Raw genomic sequence first — 11533 nt, forward strand, 5'->3', positions numbered from 1 at the left:
CGTTATATATAATTAAAAATCAATTTCCTTTTTTTGATTTCGTTTAATAACGTTTTCTTGGTTGTTGTTATCTTTATTTTTCTTGTTTTTAACTTTTTTACCGCGTTTCGCTACATCTTTTTTAGAATTTCCATTATCAATTTCTTTATCCTTATGAAAATCAAGTCTATAAGATGCGCCAATGGTAGCATTAAAAACAGAGGGGGTGTCTTTAAAATTTGTTGTTACTGCTGCATCAATTTGAAAATCTTTTCCTAATAAATATGCAGCACCACCTCTTAATAAGTTATCGGCATAAAAATCGCTTTTTATGCCTTGTGTTTCAGCAAAAATAACCCATTTTGGATTAAATGAATGTGTCAATGTTAATATGTATTGAAAATCAGATTGGTCTGTGCCAATTCTATCCTTTATAAAATTCATTACAAAAACCCATCCGCCAGAAAAATTGTGCTGTGTTGCTATCATAATTTTTGGGCTAACACCTTCTACGCCTGCTGTAACATATGGGTTATCTTCAAGATCATAGTTAGCTCCTAAATAAACAGCAACTGCAGGTATTAAAGATTTCCATTTAAATCTGTTATTAGCTTTCCAGCTGTAAAGGTTTGGTTTTTCTTCTCCAGCATGTTTATAAGGGTCGTAAACCAAATATTTAGCTCCTAATGCTAAAAATTTAAAATTTCCTCGTTTATCATCAACAGCAAATTCAGAATCAAAAGTTTTTGTATCGCGCTGAAATGTGCCTTCTATATTAATTTCTAATGGCTCCCATAACAGTCCGTAACGAGCAGCAAAATCAACACCCCAACCTGATACTGAATAAGATGGCGATGGTTCACGTTCTTCTTTAACCATATAAGGACCTACTTCAAATTGCGCAACATTTGTTCCTACAGAAAAAGCGCTTCTAGAAACACCTGGGCGATTAGAATTTATAACATCTGTGTATTGGCCATAACTTAATGTGCTACAACAAATAAATAAGGCTGCTAATAAAGTTTTGTTTAAGTTCATAATTAAATTGGGGTTGTTTATTGATGCATTTTACAATACGAGTTTCAAATATAGAGATTTTATAAATTTTTTATCATTATTCAACGTTTTTTAAATGTATAGAATTGTATTTTTGTGAAAAAATTATTTCTATGCAATACGCATCGGCAGTTGGTTTAGTAAGAACAATTTTAATTATTCTATTAATTTATTTTGGAATAAAAATATTGTCACGATTATTTACGCCTTTTTTTCTGAAATTTGTTGCAAAAAAAGCTGAAGAACGTTTTGGAGGACAATTTTCTCAGTTTCAACAACAAAAGAAACAAAACCCTAAGAAAGAAGGAGAAGTTACTATTGATAAAATGCCAAAACCTAAATCTTCAAATAAAAAAGTTGGTGAATACGTCGACTTCGAGGAAATTGATTAATTTTCACATTCATACATAACCTATTTAAATGAATTTTTCTTTTAAAAAATTACTGCCTCATCTATTAATAATTTCTGGTTTTGTGGTAGTTGCTTTAGCTTATTTTAACCCTGTTTTGCAAGGTAAGACTATATACCAAAACGACATTGTTCAGTTTATTGGTATGAGCAAACAACAAAAAGATTACAAAGTAAAAACAGGAGAGGAAACATATTGGACAAACAGTGCGTTTGGTGGCATGCCAACATATCAATTAGGAGCAAAATACCCACACAATTACATTAAAAAGTTAGATTTAATCTTGCGTTTTTTACCGCGTCCTGCCGACTACCTGTTTTTGTATTTACTTAGTTTTTATGTGCTATTATTGGTTTTAAAAGTAGATTTTAAATTAGCAGCCTTGGGCGCTCTAGCTTTTGGGTTTTCAACATATTTAATAATTATTTTAGGTGTTGGTCATAATAGTAAAGCACATGCAATTGCTTATATGCCACTAGTTTTAAGTGGTATTTTGTTAGTTTTTCAAAAGAAATATATTGGTGGTTTTTTACTAACTACAATAGCTATGGGGTTAGAACTGGTTTCTAACCATTTCCAGATGACTTATTACTTAATGTTTTTGGTAATTATTCTTGGTATAGTGTATTTTATTGATGCCTTTAAAAAGAAAACTTTACCACATTTTTTTAAGTCTGTGGCAATTTTATTTGGGGCTGTTGCTTTATCAATAGCATTAAATGCAACAAATATTTTGGCAACACAAGAATATGTAAAAGAAAGTAAACGTGGTAAAAGTGAATTAACAGTAAATGTAGATGGGTCAGATAAAGAAACTACATCTGGGTTAACTAAAGATTATATAACACAATTTAGTTATGGTTTAGCCGAAACTTTTAATTTGTTTATTCCACGTTTTATGGGTGGTGGCAATGGAGAAAATTTAGGTAAAGATTCTGCTACTTATGAAGCTGTTAGAAAATTAGGAGCATCTACAACTGAAGCTGCAGAGTTTGCAAAAAGCGCACCAATGTATTGGGGCGATCAACCCATTGTTGAAGCTCCGGCGTATATTGGCGCTGTGGTGATCTTCTTATTTGTGTTTGCCTTGTTTTTGGTAAAAGGACGGTTAAAATGGTGGCTTGTTAGTGGTGCAATATTTTCTCTTTTGCTCTCATACGGGAAAAACTTAGGATTTTTAACCAATTTCTTTATCGATTATGTGCCGCTTTATAATAAGTTTAGAGCTGTAACTTCAATTCAAGTTATTTTAGAATTATGCGTACCTGCATTAGCTATATTTGGTTTGGTGCGTTTGTTTAATAATTTTGAGAAAGATGAAGAAAAACTAAAAGCATTAAAATATGCTACCGCAATTACAGGTGGTATAGCGCTTATATTTTTATTATTTAAGTCATCGTTGTTTGATTTTGTTGGTGTTAACGATGGTTATTATCGCCAAAGTTACGGGCAAGATTTTGTTGATGCTTTAAAAACAGATAGAAAATCCATATTTACAACAGATACTTTACGAAGTTTAGTATTAGTTATAATTGCGGCGGGCTCTATCTTATGGTATTTAAAAAACAAATTAAAAGAAAAATGGGTAATTACTATTTTTGCTGTATTAATATTATTTGATTTAGTAGGGGTTGACAGACGCTATGTTAATAACAATGATTTTGTATCGAGTATCGCAATGAACAAACCGTTTGATGCAAACCCAATTGATAAAGAAATATTAAAAGATAAATCGCATTTTAAGGTTTTCGATTTAGTTTCAGGCCCCTCAAAACCTTCTTATTTTCACAATTCATTAAATGGTTATAATGCTGCAGAATTAAGGAGATACAGTGAGGTTTTCGATTGGTACGTATCGCAAAATAACATGAACGTGCTTAATATGTTAAACACAAAATATATTATAGCGCAAGATCAAGAAGGAAATATGTTTCCTTATAAAAATGATGATGCCAATGGAAATGCTTGGTTTATTAGTAAACTAACACAAGTCCCTTCTGCTAATGTAGAAATTAAATTGTTAGATAGTTTAAATAATAAGCAGGAAGCTATTTATTCTAGTCAAGAACAATTGGCTAGTGCTAAAAAAACATATTTAGTTGATTCTCTGTCAACAATACGTTTAAAAGAAGTAAAGCCTAATTATTTAAAATACGAAAGCAATAATACTAACAATGGTTTTGCTGTATTTTCAGAAATTTACTACCCACATGGTTGGAAAACGTTTATTGACGGTAAAGAAGTTAATCATGCAAGAGTAGATTATATTCTAAGAGGAATGCATATTCCGAAAGGAAAACATATAATAGAGTTTAAATTTGATCCTGAAGTTGTAAAAACAGGAAGTAAAATTACTTTAGCAAGTTCTATTTTATTAGTTTTATTAATAATTGGTGGATTATTATTTACATTAAAAACAGCAAAAAATAATGACAAAACAGCTTAAAACTATAAAAATTATTCACTTAGCCATAAGTCTTGGTGTTATTTTAGCTTATATAATTTTAGGAGATAAAACATATTTTACAAATTTTGAAACTCCAAAGGTAAATTCAGACTCATTTATTTTTATGACTATACCGTTAGCGGCCTATTTTATAGCTAATTTTTTATATAAATCTCAAATTAAAAAAAATGACAAAACACTTAGCTTAGATCGAAAATTTGCTATTTACCATACGGCAACAATAATGCGATTAGCGGTTTTAGAAGGTGGTGCTTTTTTAATTTTAATTTTAAAGCCTGAATTGATTCTATTTGGAATACTTATAATTCTTTACATTATTTTTATTAGACCAACTGAAGATCAGTTTAAACGAGATTTTAATATTAGGTAGGCTTTAATATTTATTAATGAGCAATAAAAAAGTTCTTATTATAGCCTATTATTGGCCTCCAGCAGGTGGCCCTGGTGTACAACGTTGGTTAAAATTTGCAAAATACTTGCCGGAATTTAATATAGAGCCTATAGTTTATGTTCCTGAAAATCCAAATTATCCTATAATTGATGAAAGTTTAGTTGCTGAAGTGCCTAAAGATATAACTGTATTAAAACAGCCAATAAAAGAACCATATACAATTGCAAAATTCTTTTCTAAAAATAAATCTAAAATCATTAGTAAAGGAATAATTAATGATGATAAAAGTCAAAGTTTTATAGAAAAATTATTGCTTTTTATTCGTGGTAATTTTTTTATTCCAGATGCTAGAAAAAAATGGATAAAACCCTCATTTTTATTTATTAAGAACTATTTACTTAAAGAGAAAATAGAAACTATAATAACAACCGGTCCGCCACATAGTTTACACTTAATAGGTTTAAAATTAAAACAAGAACTTAATATAAATTGGATTTCAGATTTTCGAGATCCTTGGACAACAATAGGCTATCATAAGCAACTTAATTTGTTGAAATCTTCTGCTAAAAAACATAAATATTTAGAGCATAAAGTTTTAAATACAGCCGATAAAATAATTGTTACGAGTTTTACTACTAAAAAAGAATTTCAGTCTATTACTAAAAAACCTATTAAAGTAATTACTAACGGTTATGATGATGAAAAGATAGATTCTGTAAATTTAGATTCTAAATTTACAATAGCACATATTGGCTCATTACTATCCAAAAGAAACCCTGAAATATTATGGAAAGTATTAAGTGATTTAGTAGATAAAAACAATGTATTTGCAAAAGATTTACAACTTAATTTTGTTGGCTTATTAAGTGATAGTGTGTCTGATTCTTTAAGTAAATTTAATTTAAGTAAATTTATAAATAACATAGGTTATGTTTCGCACAATGAGTCAATTATCTATCAAAGAAAATCGCAAATTCTTTTGTTAATTGAAATAGATTCTGAAGACACAAAAAGCATTGTTCCAGGAAAGCTTTTTGAATACATGGTTGCTAATAGACCTATTATAGCTATTGGACCCAAAAAATGGGACGTGGAAAAAATAATTTCGCAAACCAACACTGGTAAATACTTTAGCTATAATGATTACGACTCATTAAAAAAAACTATCTTAGAATATTATAGTGCTTTTAAAAACCAACAGTTAAGTATACAGCCAATAGGTTTACAAAAATATCACAGAAAAGCACTTACCAAAGAATTAGCGCGTTTACTGTAATGGGAGTTGTAGCAAATCAATCGTTTAAAAATATTATTTTAACCTACTTAGGGTTTTTAATAGGAGGGATAAACACTTTGTTTTTATATACTCAGTTTTTAAGCACTCAGCAATATGGCATGGTTAATTACATGCTATCGCTTGCAACCGTTTTAACACCGCTAATGGCTTTTGGGGTTCATAATACACTTATAAAGTTTTATTCTTCATTCAAAACAAGATCTACACAAAACAGCTTTTTAACTTTAATGCTTTTTTTACCTTTAGTTATAGTAGTTCCTGTTGTAGCAATTACATATTTATTTAACGAAACCATAAGTGATTTTCTGGCTGTTAAAAATGAAATTATCAAAGACTACATTTGGCACACTTGTGCTATAGCTATAGCTTTAGGGTATTTTGAAATCTTTTTTGCCTGGATAAAAGTACAAATGAAAACTGTTTTTGGAACTTTTATGAAAGAAGTTTTTCATAGAGCAGGAGCGATGCTTTTACTAATATTATTATATTTTAAAGTGGTTAATTTAGACCAGTTCATGATTGGTTTAGTATGCGTATATGTTTCAAAAATGCTCGTAATGAAAATTTACGCTTTTAGTGTTAAATTTCCAAAAATCACTTTTAAAAAGCTAAATAACTTAATTCCCATTTTAAAATATTCTGTATTAATAATAATTGCGGGTTCTGTTGCAACTGTTCTTTTAGATATAGATAAGGTAATGATGGGAAGTTATATAAAAATTAAAAATATAGCTTATTACAGTGTTGCTGTATACATAGCTGCTGTAATTGCTGTGCCACAGCGCGCAATGCATCAAATATTAATGCCACTTTCGGCTAAGTATTTAAATGAAAAGAATTACACTTCACTTAAAAATTTATATCAAAAAAGCTCGCTTAATTTATTTATAGTTAGTGGTTTTGTGTTTTTGTTAATTGTTCTAAACATTAATGAGCTTTATGAAATAATGCCTAATTCTAATCAATATCACACAGGCTTATTTGTATTAATAATAGTTAGTATTTCAAAGCTTTACGATGCCCTTTTAGGCAGCAACAATGCCATTTTATTTAATAGTGATTACTACAGAGTAGTTTTAACATTTGGCGTAATTTTAGTTACCATTATGATTTTATTAAATATGCTATTCATTCCTAAATTTGGTATAAACGGGGCTGCAATAGCAACATTTATAGCTGTGTTTCTGTATAATACAGCTAAAATTATATTTGTTTATAAAAAATTTAAAATATTACCGTTTTCAAAATTTACATTAAAAATAATGTTACTAATATCAGCTTTTGTATTAGCATTTTATTTTTGGGAGTTTCCGTTTAATCCAATAATAAATATAGCGTGTAAAACTTTTATTGTTTTTATATTATATGTTTTAATTATTTATAAATTGAATTTTTCAAAAGACATAACAACTGTTTTAAAGCGCTATTTAAAACTTAAGTAATAATAGTTATATATAACAGAAAACCTACCGAAGCTGCTTTGAGGCAAACTTATCGATAGGTCTTCCAAACTAACCAACCAAAATTTTAAGATCTTCTTCTGCTTGAAGTCGATTTTGTATTATTTCTAGAGTTCCCTGTGTTTTTTCTTACCGACGAACTTCTATTTTGTGTGCTTTTATTTACAGAACGAGAAGCGGTTGATTTTGTTGCAGTTCTAGAATTATTTCTAGTATTTGAGCTTCTGATATAATTACGATTATTTGTGCTATTTGGTTTTTGCGAAACCGAATTATTGCCTCTAGTTACCGCTCTAGAATTAGCTCCGTTTCTGTTATTGTTTGATTTAGTGATAGTTCTAGTTGTTCTTGTAGTAACATTACCATTATTATTTGTTCTAGTTACAGTTCTACTATTTCTTACAACATTATTGTTTCGGTTATTGGCATTTCTATTTACTGTTGTATTTCTTCTTGTAACAGTTGTATTATTTCGTGCTATAACATTTCTGTTTCTGTTTGCTTTTGTATTAATTTTAGTAATGTTTCTGTTACTTCGGTTCGCGGTAGCATAATTTCTATGTCTAACAATAGCATTACCTCTTCTTGTTGCAACAGCTGTTCTTGGTCTAAAATTGTTATAAAAAGGTCTGTTATAAACATATCTAACTGGGTTATAAAACTGTCTGTAAGGTCTGTTATAAACTACACAGAAATTTCTTGATGGCACAACATAAAACCTGTGCCATGGTCTAAAAACATAACTCCTGTTGTATACGTTTATAAAACCTGAATAATGCGTAAATGTGTTATAGTTATTATAGTGAACATACAGACCGCCTACGCGAGATACATAACCGAAATTATTGTAATATAAATTTATGTTTCCTATTTGGCTAACACGCCCATAATAATCATAATAAACTGGTGTGTTTTCTATTTGAATAATAGCTCCATATTCATCATATTGCACATAGGCATTATAATCATGCCCAGCGTTAAAGCTCACATTTACATTAGGAGAACCTATTGATACACTAAAACGGGGGTTATTATGAATTATATTAAAATCGAATTGACCATCACGAAAAACCGAAAATTCAATACCGTTTTCAACAAAAATGATAGAGTTTGCATAACCATCATAAATTGAAGAATTAGTACTATTTATTTTTGTATTGGTTGTAGCTGCATTAACAGTAAATCCAGACAGGATTAAGGCTGTTATTAAAAATATAAACTTTCTCATAATTGTTTGTTTTTAATATGTTACACATTGTTATAAACAAACAGCGTGCCAAAAACAAAATATCATATTTAAACAACTGTATTTTAGTGTTTTAAATTATTTTAAAAAGTGACTTTTAATATTCTAAGGCATTAATTGGTAGTTTGTAATAAATGTTACTAATTTTATTTAGCTTTCTAATTAATTTTGAAGTAATCAAAAAATGAATAAAAAAGAAGATGAAAGACTTTTGGGATAACAGATACAATAACAAAGAGTTTGCTTATGGTGAAAAACCAAACTTATATTTTAAAAAACAATTAGAAAAATTAGAGCCAGGTAAAATATTATTTCCTGCAGAAGGAGAAGGAAGAAATGCTGTTTATGCTGCAAAATTAGGACATGAAGTTTCAGCTTTTGACATAAGTGAATCTGGCAAAACTAAAGCTGAAATTTTAGCTAATTCAAACAACGTTAAATTAAATTACACTATAGGGGAGTTGCCAAATTTAAATTACAAAAATGAAGCTTTTGATGCCATTGTTTGTATTTACACACACTTTCCTGCAAATATTAAAAATGATTATTTTAATTTAATTGAAAAAAAATTAAAAAAAGGAGGGTTTATTATTTTTGAAGGATTTAGTAAAAATAATTTAAAGTTAAAGGAAGCTGATCCAGATGTTGGTGGCCCATCAAATATAGAGGTATTATTTTCTATAGAAGAAATTAACACTTATTTTAAAAACTATGAAATTATTGAATTAAAAGAAGAAATAATTTTATTAAACGAAGGTTTATACCATAAAGGCAAAGGCTCTGTAGTAAGGTTTTTTGGAAGAAAAAAATAAATCCCGAAGTTATAAACACTTCGGGATTTACTCAACTTTTAACTAACTAATTTAAACCAAGATTATCTTCTGTTTTTTTTCGTTGTTTTTACAACAGTAGTAGTTTTAACAACTTTTGTTTTTGTTGCTTTACTATTGGCTCTTATAACACCTTTTTTAGTAATAACTTTACCATTTTTGTTATAGTTTACGTGTAAACCTCCAATTTTAGATACAATGGCGTTGTTATAGCTTATGTTTATTGAGCCTGCTCTAGTAATATTTCCAAACCTGTCGTAATTAATATTCACAGTGCCTATTCGGGTAATTTTCCCTGTTCTATCTTTAATAACCGCATTGGTACGTCTGTTATTTGTGTAATTTACTTTACTTGTATAATTAAAATTACCATTTGGGTAAATGTAAAACTCTACGCCGCCTTCAATAAAAATTATAGGTTCAGCATTTTTATACGTAGTAATGATAGTTTTGTTTTTATTTAAATTATTATTGTTTGGCGTTTTAGCAAATGCTGTTGCTCCAATTAATAACCCTGCGAATACTACTGCTAATTTTTTCATAATGTTCATTTTTAAATTAATATTATCCGAAAATTTAATCACTCATTTTTTTAGTTTGTTTTTAGCTTTTCGGCTTCGCTATTGTTTTTAAGTACTCAATTTGCGTGCCAAAATAGTAACATTTTGTTTTTCAAATATTTGAATCTTGTGTTTTTAAAAATTGTTTTCTTATTTTTAAACATCAATCAAAAAAAGATAAATGGGTCAACTTTTAGAAGTTTGTAAAAATTGTGATAAAACGTATTACTCCAAATATAGATTTTGTCCGCATTGTGGGCAGCAAACAAAAGATAAGTTAACGGTAGGTGTTTTATTCGCAAATACTATAAAAAATTACTTCTCGGTTGATGCCCGATTTTTTAAAAGTTTTTTTCCTTTACTTTTTAAACCCGGATTTTTAGCTAGGAAATTTGTAGAAGGTAAGCGTTTACTTTTTTTACATCCAGCACAAATGTATTTATTTATAACTGTGGTGTTTTTCTTTTTGTTTTCTTTTGTTCAAAAAAAACAAGCAGATAATTTAAATAAAGAGTTAGCCAAAACTATAAAAAACAGAAATGATGAGGCTTTGCCTATTAATGTAAAGGACTCGTTGCTTATCGAAAAATCTAAAATAGAAGATTCTTTAGCCTTAGCACAAGTTAAAACTGCTTTAACAAAAACAAGAAGATATACTAATTTATCTGAAGCTGAAATAGATTCGATAACCAACGTATCACAACAGCGTAAAGGTGATTTTAGTTTCGATGAACAAAAAATAGACTCTTTAATAGTAGCTGATGCTTCCGATGAAGATATTTATAAAGCCATGGGAATGGACAACGACTCCAATTGGTTTGCTAAACGGATGTATAGGCAAATATTAAAATTTTATAAGTCTAGACAAGGCGGAAGTGTTTTAGAAGCTTTTTACGATACTATACCAATTGCGATGTTTTTTTTGTTACCTATTTTTGCTTTAATTTTAAAGTTGTTATATTATAAAAAAGGTGTATTTGCTAACCACTTGGTATTCTGCTTTTATTTTTTCGCATATTTATTTACGGTTTTTAGTTTTTTAATAGCTATAAACTATTTAATATCTATTCCTGCAAAGTTTAATTTTTTAATTGCTTTATCTACATTTATTTATTTCATAATCGCATTAAAAAACTTTTATAAACAAGGCTGGTTTATAAGTTTTTTTAAAGGAGGAATAACGTCGTTTGTGTTTTTACTAATAGTTGCACCATTTACAGCGTCAATTTTAGGATTTATTGCATTTTTCTTCTATTAACTTAATTGTTGCGAGATTCTGCATGCCAAATAGGAACGTTTAAAAACTTGCTTAAAATATAAGCATCGTTTATAACCGATTTTAAATTTCCATGATCAACAACATTAAGCCTTGAGGCATCACTTAAAACTAAATTCAATTCAAAACTTCCGTAAGTAGAGTTTTTACCTCGCACTGTTTCACCTAAAATTTGTATGGCTATTATTTTATTAAGTGGTGTTGAACTTGACGATGCAAAAGATTTATAATAAATATTTTTAGTTTTATTAAATACACGTGGTTTTAGCATACCAACCAATATGCTACCTCCTGCAAAACTAAATATTAAACCAAATAGTATTAAAAACCAATTGATGTTTTTAAAACTTTTATTTATAAATGTAGGTTTAATAGCTATAAATAAAACAATTAAACCTATTATTAAAAAGAGTAAGCAAAACAATACACCTCCAATAGTTGCTACATATTTTATACTATTTCCAGATGATTTTAATTTATGAGTTTTAAAGCTAGCGCCACCATACTTTAGTGGTTGTACAGAAGTTGTTTTTTTAATTTCTTCAATAGTTTGCGCCATAC

At 28.7% G+C, this 11533-nt stretch carries 11 protein-coding genes; 7 read left to right on the forward strand and 4 right to left on the reverse strand.

Annotated features, from left to right (window positions below; all coding sequences use genetic code 11):
• Window positions 1–12: 12 nt before the first annotated feature.
• Window positions 13–1017, reverse strand: coding sequence for a transporter (locus LG649_RS02125; protein WP_226540423.1), 1005 nt, complete (start codon window positions 1015–1017; stop codon window positions 13–15).
• A 131-nt stretch (window positions 1018–1148) separates the two neighbouring features.
• Here LG649_RS02125 and LG649_RS02130 point away from each other — a divergent pair, with 131 nt between their 5' ends.
• The 5 genes from LG649_RS02130 to LG649_RS02150 are packed head-to-tail and all read left to right on the forward strand — an operon-like array spanning window position 1149 to window position 7042.
• On the forward strand, window positions 1149–1427 hold the full coding sequence (locus LG649_RS02130; RefSeq protein ID WP_226540424.1) for a DUF4834 family protein: 279 nt from the start codon (window positions 1149–1151) through the stop codon (window positions 1425–1427).
• A 28-nt stretch (window positions 1428–1455) separates the two neighbouring features.
• Window positions 1456–3891 carry a YfhO family protein gene (locus tag LG649_RS02135; protein ID WP_226540425.1) on the forward strand — a complete coding sequence of 812 codons (2436 nt, stop codon included), beginning with the start codon at window positions 1456–1458 and terminating at the stop codon, window positions 3889–3891.
• Window positions 3875–4282 (forward strand): MFS transporter, encoded by a 408-nt coding sequence (locus tag LG649_RS02140; protein WP_226540426.1) that lies wholly within the window; start codon window positions 3875–3877, stop codon window positions 4280–4282. Before LG649_RS02135 ends, LG649_RS02140 begins: the two co-directional genes overlap by 17 nt.
• A 16-nt stretch (window positions 4283–4298) precedes the next feature.
• Window positions 4299–5579, forward strand: coding sequence for a glycosyltransferase family 4 protein (locus LG649_RS02145; RefSeq protein ID WP_226540427.1), 1281 nt, complete (start codon window positions 4299–4301; stop codon window positions 5577–5579).
• Window positions 5579–7042: a lipopolysaccharide biosynthesis protein gene (locus LG649_RS02150; RefSeq protein ID WP_226540428.1), complete on the forward strand. Its 1464-nt coding sequence runs from the start codon at window positions 5579–5581 to the stop codon at window positions 7040–7042. Before LG649_RS02145 ends, LG649_RS02150 begins: the two co-directional genes overlap by 1 nt.
• Before the next feature lie 85 nt (window positions 7043–7127).
• Here LG649_RS02150 and LG649_RS02155 read toward each other — a convergent pair whose 3' ends face one another.
• Window positions 7128–8288 carry a hypothetical protein gene (locus LG649_RS02155; protein WP_226540429.1) on the reverse strand — a complete coding sequence of 387 codons (1161 nt, stop codon included), beginning with the start codon at window positions 8286–8288 and terminating at the stop codon, window positions 7128–7130.
• Between the two features lie 218 nt (window positions 8289–8506).
• On the opposite strand from LG649_RS02155, the gene LG649_RS02160 reads away from it, so the two are divergent.
• On the forward strand, window positions 8507–9118 hold the full coding sequence (locus tag LG649_RS02160; protein WP_226540430.1) for a class I SAM-dependent methyltransferase: 612 nt from the start codon (window positions 8507–8509) through the stop codon (window positions 9116–9118).
• Window positions 9119–9180: 62 nt separating this feature from the next.
• Here the strand turns inward: LG649_RS02160 and LG649_RS02165 are convergent, their stop codons facing one another.
• Entirely contained in the window at window positions 9181–9678 is a 498-nt protein-coding gene (locus LG649_RS02165) for a hypothetical protein (RefSeq protein ID WP_226540432.1), read from the reverse strand.
• Window positions 9679–9877: 199 nt separating this feature from the next.
• On the opposite strand from LG649_RS02165, the gene LG649_RS02170 reads away from it, so the two are divergent.
• Complete coding sequence (locus LG649_RS02170; RefSeq protein ID WP_226540434.1) at window positions 9878–10954, forward strand: DUF3667 domain-containing protein; 1077 nt, start codon at window positions 9878–9880, stop codon at window positions 10952–10954.
• Window position 10955: 1 nt separating this feature from the next.
• Here LG649_RS02170 and LG649_RS02175 read toward each other — a convergent pair whose 3' ends face one another.
• Window positions 10956–11531, reverse strand: coding sequence for a hypothetical protein (locus LG649_RS02175; RefSeq protein ID WP_226540436.1), 576 nt, complete (start codon window positions 11529–11531; stop codon window positions 10956–10958).
• Window positions 11532–11533 lie beyond the last annotated feature (2 nt).

Origin of the sequence: Neotamlana laminarinivorans (assembly GCF_020523925.1) — a bacterium.
Classification (GTDB): Bacteria; Bacteroidota; Bacteroidia; order Flavobacteriales; family Flavobacteriaceae; genus Neotamlana; species Neotamlana laminarinivorans.

Bases quoted from the DNA above. Each gene is read 5' to 3' on its own strand.
- LG649_RS02170 (WP_226540434.1), top strand. From the start codon at position 9,878: ATGGGTCAACTTTTAGAAGTTTGTAAAAATTGTGATAAAACGTATTAC.
- LG649_RS02140 (WP_226540426.1), top strand. From the start codon at position 3,875: ATGACAAAACAGCTTAAAACTATAAAAATTATTCACTTAGCCATAAGT.
- LG649_RS02160 (WP_226540430.1), top strand. From the start codon at position 8,507: ATGAAAGACTTTTGGGATAACAGATACAATAACAAAGAGTTTGCTTAT.
- LG649_RS02145 (WP_226540427.1), top strand. From the start codon at position 4,299: ATGAGCAATAAAAAAGTTCTTATTATAGCCTATTATTGGCCTCCAGCA.
- LG649_RS02135 (WP_226540425.1), top strand. From the start codon at position 1,456: ATGAATTTTTCTTTTAAAAAATTACTGCCTCATCTATTAATAATTTCT.
- LG649_RS02165 (WP_226540432.1), bottom strand. From the start codon at position 9,678: ATGAAAAAATTAGCAGTAGTATTCGCAGGGTTATTAATTGGAGCAACA.
- LG649_RS02125 (WP_226540423.1), bottom strand. From the start codon at position 1,017: ATGAACTTAAACAAAACTTTATTAGCAGCCTTATTTATTTGTTGTAGC.
- LG649_RS02155 (WP_226540429.1), bottom strand. From the start codon at position 8,288: ATGAGAAAGTTTATATTTTTAATAACAGCCTTAATCCTGTCTGGATTT.
- LG649_RS02175 (WP_226540436.1), bottom strand. From the start codon at position 11,531: ATGGCGCAAACTATTGAAGAAATTAAAAAAACAACTTCTGTACAACCA.
- LG649_RS02150 (WP_226540428.1), top strand. From the start codon at position 5,579: ATGGGAGTTGTAGCAAATCAATCGTTTAAAAATATTATTTTAACCTAC.
- LG649_RS02130 (WP_226540424.1), top strand. From the start codon at position 1,149: ATGCAATACGCATCGGCAGTTGGTTTAGTAAGAACAATTTTAATTATT.